The sequence below is a fragment of the Actinosynnema sp. NPDC002837 genome (assembly GCF_040295345.1).
GTDB lineage: Bacteria > Actinomycetota > Actinomycetes > Mycobacteriales > Pseudonocardiaceae > Actinosynnema.
On the sequence record NZ_JBEOVG010000049.1, the window covers coordinates 25,338 to 41,529 of the forward strand.

13 protein-coding genes are annotated in these 16,192 nt (G+C 73.0%); 3 read left to right on the top strand and 10 right to left on the bottom strand.

All coding sequences use genetic code 11. The annotated features are described in order from the left end of the window. Positions 1-57: 57 nt before the first annotated feature. Positions 58-999: a GNAT family N-acetyltransferase gene (locus ABTZ99_RS28120; protein WP_498773110.1), complete on the top strand. Its 942-nt coding sequence runs from the start codon at positions 58-60 to the stop codon at positions 997-999. A gap of 28 nt (positions 1,000-1,027) precedes the next feature. Here ABTZ99_RS28120 and ABTZ99_RS28125 read toward each other — a convergent pair whose 3' ends face one another. The 3 genes from ABTZ99_RS28125 to ABTZ99_RS28135 all read right to left on the bottom strand — a co-directional run bounded on the left by ABTZ99_RS28125 (position 1,028) and on the right by ABTZ99_RS28135 (position 5,213). Further along, entirely contained in the window at positions 1,028-2,680 is a 1,653-nt protein-coding gene (locus ABTZ99_RS28125; protein WP_499615327.1) for a protein kinase domain-containing protein, read from the bottom strand. A gap of 178 nt (positions 2,681-2,858) precedes the next feature. Next, positions 2,859-3,902 (bottom strand): hypothetical protein, encoded by a 1,044-nt coding sequence (locus tag ABTZ99_RS28130; RefSeq protein WP_498773106.1) that lies wholly within the window; start codon positions 3,900-3,902, stop codon positions 2,859-2,861. A gap of 15 nt (positions 3,903-3,917) precedes the next feature. After that, the gene (locus ABTZ99_RS28135; RefSeq protein WP_499615331.1) at positions 3,918-5,213 is read right to left on the bottom strand and encodes a CoA transferase; all 1,296 of its coding nucleotides are present in this window, start codon (positions 5,211-5,213) and stop codon (positions 3,918-3,920) included. Positions 5,214-5,275: 62 nt separating this feature from the next. Here ABTZ99_RS28135 and ABTZ99_RS28140 point away from each other — a divergent pair, with 62 nt between their 5' ends. Beyond that, a complete protein-coding gene (locus ABTZ99_RS28140) occupies positions 5,276-6,445 on the top strand; it encodes a cytochrome P450 (protein ID WP_499615334.1) in 1,170 nt (389 codons plus the stop codon). Between the two features lie 23 nt (positions 6,446-6,468). Then, a complete protein-coding gene (locus ABTZ99_RS28145; protein ID WP_499615338.1) occupies positions 6,469-7,410 on the top strand; it encodes a phosphotransferase family protein in 942 nt (313 codons plus the stop codon). A 79-nt stretch (positions 7,411-7,489) separates the two neighbouring features. Here ABTZ99_RS28145 and ABTZ99_RS28150 read toward each other — a convergent pair whose 3' ends face one another. The 7 genes from ABTZ99_RS28150 to ABTZ99_RS28180 form a co-directional block, all read right to left on the bottom strand. Beyond that, positions 7,490-8,494, bottom strand: a complete 1,005-nt coding sequence (locus ABTZ99_RS28150; protein WP_498773098.1) for a sugar phosphate isomerase/epimerase family protein — start codon at positions 8,492-8,494, stop codon at positions 7,490-7,492. Continuing rightward, positions 8,491-9,630, bottom strand: a complete 1,140-nt coding sequence (locus ABTZ99_RS28155; RefSeq protein WP_498773096.1) for a Gfo/Idh/MocA family protein — start codon at positions 9,628-9,630, stop codon at positions 8,491-8,493. The genes ABTZ99_RS28150 and ABTZ99_RS28155 overlap by 4 nt, the downstream gene beginning before the upstream one ends. Positions 9,631-9,685: 55 nt before the next feature. After that, complete coding sequence (locus tag ABTZ99_RS28160; RefSeq protein ID WP_498773094.1) at positions 9,686-10,732, bottom strand: substrate-binding domain-containing protein; 1,047 nt, start codon at positions 10,730-10,732, stop codon at positions 9,686-9,688. 53 nt (positions 10,733-10,785) lie between these two features. Next, the gene (locus ABTZ99_RS28165) at positions 10,786-11,793 is read right to left on the bottom strand and encodes an ABC transporter permease (protein WP_499615342.1); all 1,008 of its coding nucleotides are present in this window, start codon (positions 11,791-11,793) and stop codon (positions 10,786-10,788) included. Next, positions 11,790-13,340, bottom strand: coding sequence for a sugar ABC transporter ATP-binding protein (locus tag ABTZ99_RS28170; RefSeq protein WP_498773090.1), 1,551 nt, complete (start codon positions 13,338-13,340; stop codon positions 11,790-11,792). The genes ABTZ99_RS28165 and ABTZ99_RS28170 overlap by 4 nt, the downstream gene beginning before the upstream one ends. Continuing rightward, positions 13,337-14,710 (bottom strand): ROK family protein, encoded by a 1,374-nt coding sequence (locus ABTZ99_RS28175; protein WP_499615346.1) that lies wholly within the window; start codon positions 14,708-14,710, stop codon positions 13,337-13,339. Before ABTZ99_RS28175 ends, ABTZ99_RS28170 begins: the two co-directional genes overlap by 4 nt. Positions 14,711-14,884: 174 nt before the next feature. Next, positions 14,885-16,120 carry an epoxide hydrolase family protein gene (locus tag ABTZ99_RS28180; protein WP_499615348.1) on the bottom strand — a complete coding sequence of 412 codons (1,236 nt, stop codon included), beginning with the start codon at positions 16,118-16,120 and terminating at the stop codon, positions 14,885-14,887. Between the last annotated feature and the right edge of the window lie 72 nt (positions 16,121-16,192).

Consider the following 16,192-nt stretch of genomic DNA (forward strand, 5'->3'; position numbering starts at 1 on the left):
TAACCCGCCCGAAACCCGGTCGACAGGGGCCGGACGCGCGGCGCACCATCTCCCGCCATGGACGCCCTTCCCGCCGGTCACACCGTCCGGCCGCCCCGCACCGACGACGCCGAGCTGGTCCTCGGCCTGGTGCACGCCTGCACCACGGCGGTCATCGGGTTCGCCGACTACACGCTCGAGGACATGCGCGACGAGCTGACCCGGCCGGGCTTCGACCTGGAGCGCGACGCGTGGCTGGTGCTCGACGCGGCGGGCGCGCCCGTCGGCTACGCGACCGCGAACGGCAAGAGCGGCAGCGACGAGGTCGACGTCGACGTGGTGTCGCAGGACCCGGTGCTGGTGGACTGGCTGTTCACCAGGGTGCTGGAGCGCGCGCGGGAGATCGGGCGCGCCGGCGGGCACGACGCGGTGACCGTCGACCACGGCGTCTACCGGGACGACGTGGCGTTGCGCGCCCGGGTGGCCGCGCTGGGGCTGGAGGTCGCCACCACGTTCCACCGGATGCGGGTCGACCACGTCGGCGACGTGCCGCCGCCCGCGCCCGTGCCGGGGCTGGTGCTGCGGCAGGCCGTGGACGAGGACGTGCGGCGGGTCGCGCACGAGGTGTGGAACGCGTCGTTCGCCGGTCAGTTCGGGTTCGTGCCGAAGACCTACGAGGAGTGGCACGAGCGGCAGGAGCGCAAGTCGACCTTCGACTGGTCGGGGCTGTGGCTGGCGGAGCTGGACGGGCGGCCGGCCGGGTTCCTGGAGCGCACCGACCAGTTCGCCGACGAGGACTGCGGTTACGTCGGCTTCCTGGGCGTCCTCGCCGAGGCGCGCGGGCGCGGGGTGGCGAAGCACCTGCTGGGGCACGCGTTCCACCTGGACGCGTCCACCGGGCGCGCGGGCACGATCCTGCACGTCGACTCGAACAACCCGACGCCCGCGCTCGGCCTCTACGAGTCGGTGGGCATGCGGCCGGTGCTGGTGATCGACGTGTGGCGCGGCCGGTTCGGGTGAGCCGCGCCCTCGGTCCGGCGGACGGCCGCTAGGCGTTCTGCTGCCCGTCGATCGCCCACTGCCCGTCGACCTTGATCAGCGTGTAGAGGTGCCGCTCGGTCTGGGTCCCGCCGGACTTGAACGTGTACGACACGGTGGCCGTGACCTGCTGCGGCCCGACCGCCTGCACGTTGCTCACGGTCACCGCGCTGATCCCGCCCCACCAGCCCTGGTAGTCGGCGAACGTCGGCGTCTTCTCGGCCTTGAAGCCGTCGGTGAGGCGGGCGTACGCGACTTCCAGGTTGTTCGGCAGCAGGCCGTAGTAGTCGCTCAGCGCCTGGTCCGGGCCGATGTCGGCGGGCGGCTGGGACGTGCTCGGGGTCGTCGGCTCCGGCGCCGCGGTGGTGGTGGTCGTGGCCGGCTGCTCGTCCTCGGTGGTCTGGGCGGGCTGGGTCCCGGCGGGCGCGTCGGACGTCGGCTGGGCGGTGGTGGTCTCGCTGGTGGCGCCCGATCCGGCCGACGGTGAGCCGCCGTCACCCCGGTTGACCAGCCACGCCACGAAGGCGATGGCGATCAGGGCCACGACGGCGAGCGCGACCAGCGCCTTGCGGTCGCCTCGCTTCTCCTCGTTCGACGGCGGGACCGCCGGCAGCGGCTGAGGCGGGGTCGGTTGCGAAGGGGTGGGTTGGGACGGGGTCGGCTGCGGAGGGGTGGGTTGGGACGGGGTCGGCTGCGGAGGGGTGGGGTTGGCCGGAGCGGGGTTGGCCGGAGCCGCGTTGGCCGGAGCGGGGCGGATCGGCTCGGGCGTGGGTTCGGCCGGTGCCGGTTCGGGAGTGGCGATCGGTTCGAGGGGCGAGGCCAGGATCGCGGTCGGCGTCGGGGACGGTGGCGGTGACGTGCCGTCGAACCGCACGTCCCGCAGCATGTCCGCCGCCTCGGCCATGCTCGGCCGGGTCTCCGGGTTCGTGTCGAGCAGGCGCATCAGCACCGGAGCCAGCGGGCCTGCGTTGCGCGGCGGCGGGAAGCGGCCGTCGGCGACCCGGTGCAGCAGCGCGATGGTGTTGCCGTCCACGCCGAACGGCGGCGTGCCCTCCAGCGCCGCGTAGAGCGTCGCGCCGAGCGCGAACACGTCCGCCGGGAACTCGCCCTTCCCGCCGCGCGCCACCTCCGGCGCCAGGTAGGCGGGCGTGCCGACGAGCATCCCGGACGCGGTGACGGTCGCCTCGTCCGTCGCGCGCGAGGTGCCGAAGTCGGTGACCTTGACCGTGCCGAACTCGGTGACCAGCACGTTGCCCGGCTTCACGTCCCGGTGCGTGACGCCCGCCTTGTGCGCGGCGGCCAGCCCGTCCGCCAGCTGCACGCCGAGCCGGGCCACCTCGTCGGGGGGCAGGGTGCCGCGTTCGGTCATCACGGTGGCCAGGCTGCGCGACGGCAGGTACTCCATGATCAGCCACGGGTGGCCGTCGTACTCGACGACGTCGTACAGCGCGATCACGTTGGGGTGCGACAGGCGGGCCGCGATGCGCCCCTCCCGGATCGCGCGGTCGATCGACTCCTGGTCGAACCCGGTGCGGGACAGCAGTTCCTTGACCGCGACGATGCGGCGCAGCCGCTGGTCCTCGGCCCGCCACACCACCCCCATCCCACCCGTGCCGATCCGCTCGGTCAGCCGATACCGGCCTGCGATAGTGCGGTCCACCACCCGTGCTCCCAACGTCGCGCGCGCGTCCGGCGACGGGGGTACCCGATCGGGTGACCCCTCGAACGTGCGTTTCAGTCGTAACACTTCCAGTGGTCGTTTGTCCCTTCACCACGCGGGTCCGCCACGCAGGTGAGCCGAGCGCCACCGAACCGCCGGTGGCGGGCGCCCACCGCACGTGTCAGTCCTTTGTGGACTCGCGCGTGCTCCGGTTCGGCGAGGTGGGGCGCTCCAGCCCCGACCACAGCCGACCGTCGACCAGTCCGGGCGGCACCTCGACGGGATCGTCGTCGAACAGCGCGTGCACCGGGCCGTCGGGCAGCAGCACGGCGTGATCGGTGACGACCGCGACGTACCCGCCCGCGCGGAAGTCACCGACGACGGTGGCCGGGAACAGGTCGTCCGGCGGCCGGCCCTCGTCCTCCGCGACCGCGATGGCGGCGTGGGCCGCGAGGACGTCAGGCGCTTCCGCGTCCGCGGACCGGTGCACGACGCGGTCGAACACCAGCCAGGCGACCTCCCGGCGGTGCTTGTCGGCGGTGAACAGGGTCGTCCGCGGTCCCGGCTCGAACCGGACCAGCACCTGCGCGCCCGGTGCGGGGCGGGACAGGAGCCGACGCGGGGCGAGCCGGGCGGCGGTCAGGCGTGCGGCCTGGACGGCGGCGATGAACGCGATCACGCCCACCACCAGCCACAAGGTGGGGTGATCGCCGCGCCACGCCCACACCGCGAGCGCCGCGCACGTCACCACCATCACGCCGATCAGCAGCTTCCGCAGCCCCGCAGGCCGCCGCGTGACCGGGTCGTCCTGCGGCAGGTCGACCGTGACGGGTGCGGCGAGTCCGGCGAACGCCCGCCGTTGCCGCCTCGGGCCGACCAGGAACCGGGCCAGGGAGTACGCGCAGTACGCGCCGTTGATCGCGAACGGGACGACGACCCACGGCGGTTCACCGGCCACGCCCAGCAGGACCGCCGAGGCGATCGCCACCGCACAGCCCAGCCTCGGCCGCGCGATGAGCACGATCGGGGTGGCCAGCACGACCAGGTAGCGCACGCTGCGCGGGACGGGGCTGTCGGCTTCGGAACCGTCCGCGATCAGCGCGATCACCAGCGCGATCAGCCACGTCGTCACCGCCGGCGCCACCCGACCGACCCGGAAGGACGCCGGGTGCCGCCACTTCCGCGCGAACGCCCAGTCCAAGACCGGCGCCGGAGGTCTAGCCATGACGTCTCGCCCCTTTCACCGCCAACGGGGTTCGTCGGTGCCCCAGAGGGTTGGCGGATGGTCCCACTTCCCATGATCGGTGAGCGGCGGGCGGGCGTGGCGGAGGACGCCGTAGGGCGACGGGGTCTCGACCAGCCAGGGGTCGGGGTCGTAGTCGCCGTGGACGGGCGAGGGCTCGATGTCGTGCAGGAGCCAGGACGCGGTGCCGGCGAGCGACAGGCTGACGTGCCGGCCGTGGGGTTCGGCGAGGGCGCGGAGGACGGCGGCGGCGAGCAGGTAGCCGGTGCCGTGGTCGAGGGCTTGGGCGGGCAGCACGCCGGGGACGCCGTCGGTGCTCTCGGCGGCGGCGATGCCGGTGGCGGCCTGGACCAGGCTGTCGAACCCGCGCCGGCCGGCCAGGGCGCCGGTGTCGCCCCAGGCCGTCAGCTGGGCGACGACCAGGTCGGGGCGTTTCGCTCGCAGCGCCTCCGGGCTCACGCCGTGGCGGTCGAGCGCGCCCGGCCGGTAGCCGGTGACCACGACGTCGGCGTGGTCGAGGAGGTCGTCGAACGTGCGCCGGTCGTGCCGGTCGGCGAGGTCGAGGAGGGTGGAGCGCTTGCCCGTGCCGGTGTCCGCGTGGGCGTCGGGGTCCTCCGGCAGGTGGGGCGGGTCGACGCGGAGGACGTCCGCGCCGAGGAACGCGAGGGTGCGGGTGGCGACCGGGCCGGCGATGACCCTGGTGAGGTCGAGGACGCGGACGCCTTCGGCGGGGCGGGAGGCCGGTGGGAGGACGCGTTTCGCGGCGTCGGTGGGGCGGGTTTCGACCAGGGGACGGCGGGTCGGGTCGGGTTCGGTGGCGACCGCGACGGCCAGGCCGCCCGCGGCGTAGACGGTTTCCTGGACGTCCAGGGCCCGGCGGGTGGCCAGTTCGCGGGCCAGCGCGGCGCGGTCGTCGGTGACGCCGAGGGCGTCGAGCAGGCGTTCGCGGTGGTGGGGGTAGTTGGCGTGGGTGCGTACCCAGCCGTCGGCGGTGCGCCAGAACCCGGACAGCGGCGCGAACGCGGCGCCGGGGCGGCCGTCGACGAGGAGGTGGCGTTCGCTGGTGAAGGCGGTGGCGACGGCGGCTTCGCGCACCGTGACCGGCGGGGTCGGGGTGCGGTCGCGCGCGGCTTTCAGCTCGGCCGCGGCGAGGGCGCACACGCCGACGGTGGCCCGTGCCAGGTCCCGGACGGGCAGTCGGGCGGCGAGCACGTCGCCCGCCGGGGTGTAGTCGACGGTCAGGTCGGGTCGGCCGCCGAGGGCCGCCCAGGCTTGCGCTGTCACCGGGTCCACGGGTGCAGTCTGCTTCTTCTCGCGCCTGTGGGAGGTTGGTGGCGGCTATAAGGTCGATCACCATGGACTACCCGATCGTGCGTCGTCCCGGGTTCGATCCGCCGGCGGAGTTCGCGGCGTTGCGGGTGGAGTCGCCGGTGTGCCCGGTGTCGTTGCGGCACGGCCAGCAGGCGCACCTCGTGACGCGGTACGACGACGTGCGGGCGGTGCTGCGCGATCACGGCCGGTTCTCGTCGGACCCGAGCACGCCGGGCTTTCCGCAGCTGCGGCCGGTGGTGGACCGCAAGGCCGCGCCGGGGAGCTTCCTGGTCACCGATCCGCCCGAGCACACGCGGTACCGCCGGCTGGTGACGGGCGAGTTCACCGTGCGGCGGATGGCGGCTCTGCGTGCCGACGTGGAGCGGATCACACGGGAACGGTTGGCCGCGTTGCGCTCGGGGCCGCGGCCCGCCGACCTGGTGACGGCGTTCGCGCTGCCCGTGCCGTCGGACGTGATCTGCCTGCTGCTCGGCGTGCCGGTGGCGGACCAGGAGTTCTTCTCCACCCGGAGCCGGGCCCACCTGGACCGGTCGTTGTCGGCGGCGCAGGTGCAGGGGGCGTTGGACGAGCTGCACGGGTACCTGGCCGACCTGGTCCGGGCGCGCCGGCTCGCGCCGCGGGACGACCTGGTCAGCCGGTTGGTGCGGGAGCCGGGGCTGACCGACGAGGAGGCGGTCGGGATGACCGTGCTGCTGCTCGTCGGCGGGCACGAGACGACCGCGAACTCGATCGCGCTGTCCGTGCTGGCGCTGCAACGGGAGCGGGCGTGGTGGGAGGCGCTGGTCGCGTCGCCCGACCTGGTCGACAACGCGGTGGAGGAGCTGCTGCGGTTCTTGAGCCCCGTGCACCACGGGGTGGTGCGGGCGGTCGCGGGTGAGGCGGCCGTCGGTGGCACGGTGCTCGCGGCCGGCGAGGGCGTGATCGCGTCCCTGTTCGCCGCGAACCGCGACCCGGCCGCGTTCCCCGACCCGGACCGCCTCGACCTGCGCCGGGACGCGCGGGCGCACCTCGCGTTCGGCAGCGGGGTGCACCAGTGCGTCGGGCAGCTGTTGGCGCGCTTGGAGATGCGGGTCGCGCTGCGGGCCTTGGTGACGGAGCTACCCGACCTGCGCCTGGCCGTGCCGTTCGAGGAGGTCGAGTTCAAGTTCGACGCCCCGATCTACGGCCTCCGCTCCCTGCCGGTCACCTGGTAGCGCACGCCTGTGAGGATGCCCCGATGTCAGCTCGCGCGCGTGCCGTCGATCCCGGCCTGCTCGCCCGGTGGTGCGTGGAGCACCTGGGCAGCCCGCCGGCGGCGGAGTTGTTCAGGTCCGGGTTCCTGTCCGCCGTCATCGGGCTGCGGCTGGCCGACGGCCGTGAGGTCGTGGTCAAGGTTCGTCCGGACTCGCCGCGGACCGCGGCGTGCGTGGAGGTCCAGCGCCGCGTGTTCGAGGCCGGCTACCCGTGCCCGCGGCCGCTCATCGGCGCCGAGCCGTTGGGTGGTGACGTCGCGACCGCGGAGGCTTACGTGCCCGGCGGTGCGCTGCTCCCGAGCGCGGAGCGCGCGGCCGAGGCCTTCGCCGAGGCGTTCGCGCGGCTGATCCGGCTGGCTCCGCCGCCGGGCGAGGTGCCCGCGCTCGACCCGCCACCGTCGTGGGCGGCCTGGAACCAGGGCGGGGACGGGCTGTGGCCGCGTCCCGAGGGCTCTGAAATCGACCTCGACGAGGTGTCCGGCGCGGCGTGGATCGACGATGCCGGGCGCCGGGCCCGTGACCGGCTGCGCGCCGGCGGGTCCGACGCCGTGAACGGCCACTGCGACTGGCTCGCCGGCAACCTGCGCTGGAGCGGCGACGCGCTGCTGGTGGTGCACGACTGGGACAGCGTGGTCGCGGAGAGCGAATCCGTCCTGGTCGGTCTCGCCGCCGCGCTGCACTCGACCGTCAGCCCGGACGACCTGGCCACCGTCGAGGAAACACAGCGGTTCCTCGACGCGTACGGCCGTGCGCGTGGCCGGGAGTTGAGCACCGAGGAACTGCGGCGGGCGTGGGCGGCAGGCGTCTGGACCAGGGCCTATGACGCCAAGTACCAGCACGCGGTCGGCAGGCCCGTCACGTCGCTGTCGCAGGACGAGGCCCGCGAGCGCCTCCGTCGTGCCGGGATCGACCCGCCGAGGCCGTAGCCGACGATCACGCGGCGACGCGACGCGACGGGACGACGCCGGCGCCCACCCGGTCAGGTGGGCGCCGGCGTCGGCGGGGTCACTCCCCCGTGCTGAAGGCGGCGTCGAACGAGGCGGCCGGGGGGTCGAAGAGGTGCCGCCGGATGAAGCCGACCGCCTCCTCCGCCCCGCGCAACCGGTCCATGCCGGCGTCTTCCCACTCCACCGAGATCGGACCCCGGTAGCCGATCGCGTTCAACGCGCGGAACGACTCCTCCCACGGCACGTCACCGTGCCCGGTCGAGACGAAGTCCCAGCCGCGGCGCGGGTCGGCCCACGCCAGGTGCGAGCCCAGCCGGCCGTTGCGGCCGTCGAAGCGCTTCTTCGTGTCCTTGCAGTCCACGTGGTAGATCCGGTCGGCGAAGTCGAGGATGAAGCCGACCGGGTCCAGGTCCTGCCACACGAAGTGCGACGGGTCCCAGTTCAGCCCGAACGCGGGCCGGTTGCCGACCGCGTCCAGCGCCTTGCGCGTCGTCCAGTAGTCGTACGCGATCTCCGACGGGTGCACCTCGTGCGCGAACCGCACCCCCACCTCGTCGAACACGTCGAGGATCGGGTTCCACCGCCGGGCGAAGTCGGCGTACCCCTCGTCGATCACGGCCTGCGAGACAGGCGGGAACATCGCCACGTACTTCCAGGTCGACGAACCCGTGAACCCGACGACCGTGTCCACGCCCAGCCGGGCCGCCGCGCGCGCGGTGTCGGCCATCTCCGCGGCGGCACGCTGCCGCACGCCCTCCGGCTCGCCGTCGCCCCAGATCCGCGCGGGCAGGATCGCCTGGTGGCGGAAGTCGATCGGGTCGTCGCACACCGCCTGCCCGACCAGGTGGTTGGAGATCGCGAACACCTCCAACCCGTACTGCTTGAGCATCGCGCGCTTGGCCGGCACGTAGTCGTCGTCCGCCAACGCCCGGTCCACCTCGAAGTGGTCACCGGAACAGGCGATCTCCAGCCCGTCGTAACCCCACCCGGACGCGAGCCGGCACACCTCCTCGAACGGCAGGTCGGCCCACTGGCCGGTGAACAACGTGACCGGTCGGCTCATCGGTGGTCTCCAATCGTGGTCCAGGTCGACTGCTGCCCGGCACTCTCCTCCACCGCCGCGAGCACCCGCTGCACCCGCAGGCCGTCGGCGAAGCTCGGCGACGGGTCGACGCCGCCGCCGATGGCCGTGAGGAAGTCCGCCGCCTCGTGCGTGAACGTGTGCTCGTACCCGAGCAGGTGACCCGGCGGCCACCACGCGCCCACGTACGGGTGATCGGCCTCGGTCACGAGGATCCGCCGGAACCCGGCCGCCGAGCCGTCGTCGGCCGAGAACACCGACAGCTCGTTCATCGACTCGAAGTCGAACGCCAGGCTGCCGCGCGTGCCGTTGACCTCCAGCCGCATCGAGTTCTTGCGGCCCAACGCGTACCGGGTCGCCTCGAACGTGCCCAGCGCGCCGGAGGAGAAGCGGGCCAGGAACACGGCCGCGTCGTCCACCGTCACGTCGGAGAACCCGTCGCCGTCGGGCCGGGAGCGGACGAAGGTCTCGGTGGTGGCGCTGACGCCGGTGATCAGGTCGCCGGTGACGTACTGGGCGGCGTCCACGATGTGCGCGCCGAGGTCGCCCAACGCGCCCGAACCGGCCTTCTCCTTCCGCATCCGCCACGTCATCGGCGACGACGGGTCGGACAGCCAGTCCTGCAGGTACACCGCGCGCACGTGCCGGACCTCGCCGATGCGGCCTTCCTCCACCAGCCTGCGGGCCAGCGCGATCGCGGGCACGCGCCGGTAGTTGAACGCGACCATCGACCGGACGCCGCGCCCGGCGGCCTCCTCGGCGGCGGCGGCCATCGCCTCGGCCTCCGCGACGGTGTTGGCCAGCGGCTTCTCGCACAGGACGTGCTTGCCGGCGGCGAGCGCGGCGAGCGCGATCTCGGCGTGCGTGTCGCCGGGGGTGCAGATGTCGACGAGGTCGACGTCGTCCCGGGCGACGAGCGCGCGCCAGTCGGTCTCCACGGCCGCCCAGCCGTACTTCGTCGCCGCGTCCTTGGTGCGCACCGGGTCACGGCCGCCGAGGACGGCCAGGCGGGGCGTCAGGGGCACGTCGAAGAACCGGTGGACGCTGCGCCAGGCGTGCGAGTGCACCGCGCCCATGAACGCGTGGCCGACCATGCCCACGCCGATCTCTTCCGTCATCAGCAGCCTTTCGCAGCAGTGTCGATCCAGCGACGGTGTCGGTCCGGCGACCCGGTCAGGAGTCGAAGCCGACGTCGAGGTACTGGTCGACGTTCTCCTTGGTCACCACGGCGGAGTAGGTGGTGATGGACGCCGGGATGTCGTGCTCGGCCATGTCGCCGATGCCCTTGGCCTGGCCGAGCAGCCTGGCCAGCGCGATCGCCGAGGACGCCATCGACGGGCTGTAGAGCACGGTCGCCTTGACCACGCCGCTGTCGGCCTTGATCAGGTCCATCATGTTCCGCGAGCCCGCGCCGCCGACCATGACGAACTCCTTGCGGCCGGCGCTGTCGATCGCCGCCATCACGCCGATGCCCTGGTCGTCGTCGTGGTTCCACAGCGCGTCCAGCTTGGGCGCCGACTGGAGCAGGTTGGCGGTCTGCTGCTCGCCGGACTCGGACGTGAACGACGCCGAGACGCGCGGCCCGACGGAGAAGCCCGCCTTCGCCAACGCGTCGCTGAAGCCCTTGCTGCGCTCCTGGGTCAGCGGCAGCGAGTCGATGCCCGCGACCTCGCCGATGATCGGGTTCGAGACGTTCTTGGCCTTGAGCTGCGCGGCGATGTACTCGCCCGCGTTGACGCCCATGCGGTAGTTGTCGCCGCCGATCCACAGCCGGTAGGCCAGCGGGGTGTCGAAGACGCGGTCCAGGTTGATCACTGGGATGCCCGCGTCCATGGCCTGGCGGCCGACCTCGGTGAGCGCCTTGCCGTCGAACGGCAGCACCACCAGCACGTCGACCTTGTCGTTGATCAGCGTCTCGACCTGGCCGATCTGCTGGTTGACGTCGTTGGTGCCCTCGGTGGCCTTGAACGTGACGTCGGAGAACTCGTCGGCCTGCGCCTTGGCGTTCTTCGTCATCGCGGCCATCCAGCCGTGGTCCGCGGCGGGCGCGGAGAAGCCGATGGTGACCTGCTTGCCCGGCTGGCTGTTCTGGCCCGAGCCGCCCGCGACGGCGTTCGGCGCGGTGTTGCCGGACTCGTTGGACGTGCACCCGGCGAGCAGGGCGGCGGTGCCGACGGCGGTGGTTCCCCAGAGGAAGCGGCGACGGTCGAGTGAGGGCATGGCTGACTCCCGGGCGGTGTGTCGGGTCGGTGTGGGTGGCTGTGCCGTGCGCGTCAGGTGGTGTGCCCGCCGCGGCGGCGGGCGGTGGTCCGCTGCAGGAGCACCGCGGCGATGATGATCACGCCCTTGGCGATGTTCTGGATGTCGGTGTCGAGGTTGTTCTGGGTGAAGATGTTGCCCACCACGGTGAAGATGAGGACGCCGATCAGCGTGCCGATCAACGAGCCCCGGCCGCCGCTGAGCAGCGTGCCGCCGATGACGACCGCGGCGATCGCGTCCAGCTCGTAGAACATTCCGTTGGTGGACGCGCCGGAGGTGGTGCGCGCGACGACCATGAGCGCGGCGATGCCGCAGCACAGGCCGGCGATGCCGTAGACGAGCGCGGTGTGCCTGCGGACGTCGATGCCGGCCAGGCGGGCGGCTTCGGCGTTGCCGCCGACGGCGAACGTGCGACGGCCGAAAGCGGTGCGGTTGAGCACCACCCAGCCGACCGCGAACACCGCGGCCAGCATCCAGATCAGCACCGGGACGCCGAGGATGTCGCCGCGGAAGAAGGTGGTGAACCCGGTCTCGGTGACGACCTGCGTGCGGCGGCCGGAGAGCCGTTCGGCCAGGCCCTTCGCCGACGCGTACATGGCGAGGGTGGCGATGAACGGCACGATCTTGCCGTAGGAGATCAGCACCCCGTTGACCAGGCCGCAGCCGAGGCCGACCAGCAGGGCGCACAGCACCATCACCACCGGCCCGTAGGACTGGGTGGCGACGGTGGTCATCCACACGCCCGACAGCGCCACGATCGAGCCGACGGACAGGTCGATGCCGCCGCTGATGATCACGAACGTCATGCCGACGCTGACCACGCCGATCGCCGCGGCCAGCCGCAGCATGGTGGAGATGTTGGCCTCGGTGAGGAAGCTGTCGGGTCGGGTGGCGTAGCCGACGACGCACAGCACCACGAGCACGCCGAGCAGCCCGGTGAGCCTCAGGTCGAGGTTGCGGCGGTGCTTGGGCGGCTCCTGGGGTGCGGCGGATTTCGGGTCGAGGACCCTTGCTTCGGTCACGGGGCCTCCTCAGGCACGACATCGGTGGTGTCGGTGGCGGCGGCTTCGGTGACGGCGCTGCCCGCCATCACCATGTCCAGCACGGCGGACTCGGTGAGCTCGTCGGCACGCCGGTCCGCGATCACCTCGCCGTCACGCAGCACCAGCACCCGGTCGGCGAGGCCGAGCACCTCGGCGACCTCGCTGGACACCAGCACCACGGCCACGCCGGCCGCGGCCAGTTCGTGGATCACCCGGTACAGCTCGGCGCGCGCGCCGACGTCCACGCCGCGCGTCGGCTCGTCCAGGAGCAGCACCTTGCAGCCGCGGACCAGCCACCGCGCCACCACGGCCTTCTGCTGGTTGCCGCCGGAGAACTCGGCGACCAGCCGGCGCGGGTCGGCGGGGCGCAGGTCGAGCCGTTCCAGGGTGGCCTTGGAGTCCTTCAGCTCGCGGGCGCGGTCGAGGAAGCCGGCGCGGCTGTAGGCGGGGAGGCTGGACAGCGTCACGTTGTGCGCGACCGTCAGGTCCAGCAGCAGGGCCTGGGCCTTGCGCTCCTCCGGGGCCAGGCCGATGCCCGCCTTCACAGCGGCGACGACGCTGCCCGGCCGCACCGGTTTCCCGTCGACCGCGATGTGCCCGGCGTCCGGTTTCCGCGCGCCGAACACGGTTTCCAGGATCTCGCTGCGGCCCGCGCCGACGAGGCCGGCGATGCCCAGGATCTCGCCCGCGTGCACGTGGAAGCCGACGTCGCTGAACTCGCCCTTGCGGCTCAGGCCGGTGACCGTCAGCACCTCGCGCGTCGTGTCCACGGTGGACGCCTCGCGGTGCGGGAAGACCGTCTCGACCTTGCGGCCGGACATCAGGTCGACCAGGTCGGCGGTCGGGGTGTCGGCGGGGAGGTTCGCGGCGACCGTGCGGCCGTCCTTGAGCACGGTGACGCGGTTGCCGATGCGCCGGATCTCTTCGAGGCGGTGGGAGATGTAGAGGACGGCGACGCCGTCCTTGGTGAGCTCGCCGACGATGCGGAACAGGTTGTCCACCTCGTCCGCGGCCAGGGCGGCGGTCGGCTCGTCCATCACGATGAGCCGGGCGTCGTGCGCGAGGGCGCGTGCCATCGACACCAGCTGCTGACCGGCGGCGGACAACCGGCCGACCTCCCGGTCGGGGCCGATCTCGGGGTGGCCGAGGCGCGCCATCAACGTCCTGGTGAGGTCGCGGGCCGCGCGGCGACGGGTGAAGCCGAACCTGGTCGGCTCGTGGCCGAGGAACACGTTCTCCGCCACCGAGATGTCCGGGACCAGGTCCAGTTCCTGGTACATGGTGGCGACGCCCAGCCGCAACGCGGCCACCGGCGACGGGAGGGTGGTCCGCGCGCCGCGCCAGGTGATCTCGCCGTCGTCGGGCTGGTGCGCGCCGGCCAGCACCTTGATCAGGGTGGACTTGCCCGCGCCGTTCTGGCCGAGCAGGCAGTGCACCTCGCCCTCGGCGACCTCCAGGTCCACCTGGTCCAGGGCGCGCACGCCGGGGAACGTCTTGCCGATGCCGGTCATCCGGAGCAGGGTCATGCCGAGGCCCCTTCGTGTGAACCGCCCGTCTTCGGGCCGCTGTCCTTGACGGGCACGACGGTCGGGTCGTCCAGCACGCGGCGCAACGCGGCCAGCGCCGCGCCCTTACCGCCCGCGGTGAAGCCGAGGGTGGAGGCGGTGACCCGGGTCCGGCCCTGCTCCTGCGGCGCGACCAGCCAGTCCTGCAGGGCGGCGAAGTAGCCGCCGAGCACGATCTTGCGCGGGTCGAGCACGGTGACGAGGATCGAGAGGCCGGACGCCAGCGCGGCGGCCGTGCGGTGCAGCGCGTCGAGGGTGCGGGCGTCACCGCGCTCGGCCCGGCCGCGCAGGATGGACATGCGCTCGGTCGGCGCGAGCTCCGGGTCGTGCACCCGGTCGTGGCGCGGCGCGCAGGCGTGCAGGAACGCGTCCAGGCCCACCTGCGTCTCCCAGCAGCCGCGGCGGCCGCACGCGCAGTACGTGCTGCCGAGCGGGTCGAGCACCATGTGGCCGACCTCGCCCGCGCGGTTGTCCGCGCCGCGCACCAGCGCGCCGTTGGCGATCACGCCCGCGGCCACGCTGTGGTCGCCGTTGAGGTAGACGAGGTCGTCGACCGGGTCGCCGTCGTGCACGGCGTAGGCGGCGAGGTTGGCCTCGTTGTCGACGTCGAGCCGGTCGAGGGGCAGGCCCGTCCGCGCGGCCAGGCCGTCGACCACGGCCACTTCGCGCCAGCGCAGCCGGGTGGCGGTGGCGGTGCCCGCGGTGCGGTCGGCGCGGCCCGGCACGGCGACCGTGACGGCTGCCCAGTCGGCCTTCGGCAGGTCCTTCAGGGCGGTGCGGGCCAGGTCGGCGAGTCGGTCGAGGGCGTGCTCGGGCGCGCTGGTGTCGCACCTGGTCTGGCGGCGCAGGCGGACGTCGCCGGTCAGGTCGGTGATGGTCGCGCCGACGTGGCCGGGGCGGATGTCGAGGCCGATGCCGCACACCGCGCCGGGGCGCAGCTGGACCAGCTGGCCGGGCCTGCCCTGGGTGGTCGTGGTGCCCGCGCGTTCGGTGAGGCCGCGTCGTTCGAGGTTCGCGAGCAGCGGGGAGAGGGTGGCCTTGGACAGGCCCGACCCGGCGGCCAGTTGGGCGCGGGAGAGGGGGCCGCGGGCGCGGAGCGTGCGCAGCAGGAGGGCGAGGTTGGCCTCACGCCTGCCTTCGGTCTGCGCCTGCATCGTGGCTCCGACTTCGTCGGGGAGTCGATCGAACGAGGTGGTCCAGCTCACGTTCGGGGGTAGGTTGCGGCAGATCCTGGCAGTTGAGCGCGCCGTCTGACAAGAACTTGGGCTCTCTTTTGTCGATTCGTTGCAAAAGTCGGCTCGGTTTTGACGGAAGCTCGCGACTGCCGCCACGCCCGACTGCTGCCGCCGAGGAGTGGAGGTGAGGGAGGTGGGGAGGGGCGCGGGGTGGAGGTCGGCGCTGCGCTCCGGGACACCGACAGGCTCAGCTGTGCGCTCCGGGACACCGATCGGCTCGGTACTGCGCTCAGGGGTGGCCTGGCGGTGGGCTCGTGCCAGGTGGGGTGGTCAGGGCCGCAGGGCGCGGAAGGTCTGGCGCAGGTCGGTGGTCCAGGCGTTCGGGTTCTCCCAGGGGATGAAGTGGCCGCCCTGGTCGTGGGCGTTGACGTTCACGTGGTTGAACCAGGTCGCCGGCGGGCCGTTCTCGAACGCTCGGACGCGGTCGTCCGCGGTGTGGATGCCCGGTGGGTTCTCGTAGGTGACGAAGGTGAGGCCGACCGGGGCCTGCACGACCGGGGTGCGGTGGTGGGCCGGGGTCCAGGGGTGGCGGTTGGCGTTGGCGTAGTAGCGCATCGAGGTGGCGATCGAGTTGTTCACCCAGTAGATCGTGGCGTGGGTGAGCAGGTCGTCCTTGGTGAAGACCGACTCGACGTCGCCGCCGTGGTCGCTCCACCCGTGCCAGCGCCGCAGCAGCCAGGCCAGCAGTCCCGCCGGCGAGTCGCTCAACCCGTGGGCCAGGGTGGCGCCGTCGAGCACGTGCACGGCGAGGTGGGACGCCCAGCGGTGGTCCAGTTCGACGATCCGGGCGCGGACGTCGGCGGGCTGGTCGTCGGTCAGGGGCCGGTTGCGGGCGAAGTCCCAGGCGCGGGGGCCGGTGAAGAAGTCCAGCGGCAGCCCGGAGCCGATGTGGATGCCGTACAGCTCGTCGGGGTACTTGTGGCCGAGCTGGCTGGAGACGATGCCGCCGATGTCGCAGCCGCCGGCGGCGTACTTCGCGTAGCCCAGCGTCTCGGTCATCAACGTGTGCCAGAGGTCCGCGACCTTCCAGAAGTTGACGTCCGGGAAGCCGGTGAGCGGCCCCGGGAAACCGAAGCCGGGCAGGGACGGCACGATGACGTCGAACGCGTCCGCGGGGTCGCCGCCCGACGCGGCCGGGTCGGCGAGCGGGTCGATCACCTTCGACCAGTGCCAGAACGTCCACGGCCAGCCGTGGGTGAGGATCAACGGGATGGGGTTCGGGCCCCGGCCGGGCTTGCGCATGAAGTGCACCGGGACACCGGCGACGTTCACCTGGTACTGCTCGTAGGCGTTGATGGCGGCCTCGGCCTCGCGCCAGTCGTAGCCGTCCCGCCAGTAGGCGACCAGCTCGCGCAGGTAGCTGTCCGGGACGCCGTAGGACCAGTCCTCGTTCCCCTCGTCCAACGGCGGACGGGTCGCGGCCAGGCGGGCGCGCAGGTCGTCGAGGACCCGGTCGGGCACGTGGATCGGGCTGGGTTCCAGGGGGAAGGCGTGCGAGGTGGTCACGGCGTGGTTCCTCAACGGGACGGCGGGATCGGCGGTCGGGGGACGGCTCGACTGGGCCGGGACTCGGCGGTC

Coding starts and splice junctions, on each gene's coding strand:
- ABTZ99_RS28120 (WP_498773110.1), top strand. CDS start 58: ATGGACGCCCTTCCCGCCGGTCACACCGTCCGGCCGCCCCGCACCGAC.
- ABTZ99_RS28130 (WP_498773106.1), bottom strand. CDS start 3,902: ATGGCTAGACCTCCGGCGCCGGTCTTGGACTGGGCGTTCGCGCGGAAG.
- ABTZ99_RS28140 (WP_499615334.1), top strand. CDS start 5,276: ATGGACTACCCGATCGTGCGTCGTCCCGGGTTCGATCCGCCGGCGGAG.
- ABTZ99_RS28145 (WP_499615338.1), top strand. CDS start 6,469: ATGTCAGCTCGCGCGCGTGCCGTCGATCCCGGCCTGCTCGCCCGGTGG.
- ABTZ99_RS28150 (WP_498773098.1), bottom strand. CDS start 8,494: ATGAGCCGACCGGTCACGTTGTTCACCGGCCAGTGGGCCGACCTGCCG.
- ABTZ99_RS28155 (WP_498773096.1), bottom strand. CDS start 9,630: ATGACGGAAGAGATCGGCGTGGGCATGGTCGGCCACGCGTTCATGGGC.
- ABTZ99_RS28160 (WP_498773094.1), bottom strand. CDS start 10,732: ATGCCCTCACTCGACCGTCGCCGCTTCCTCTGGGGAACCACCGCCGTC.
- ABTZ99_RS28170 (WP_498773090.1), bottom strand. CDS start 13,340: ATGACCCTGCTCCGGATGACCGGCATCGGCAAGACGTTCCCCGGCGTG.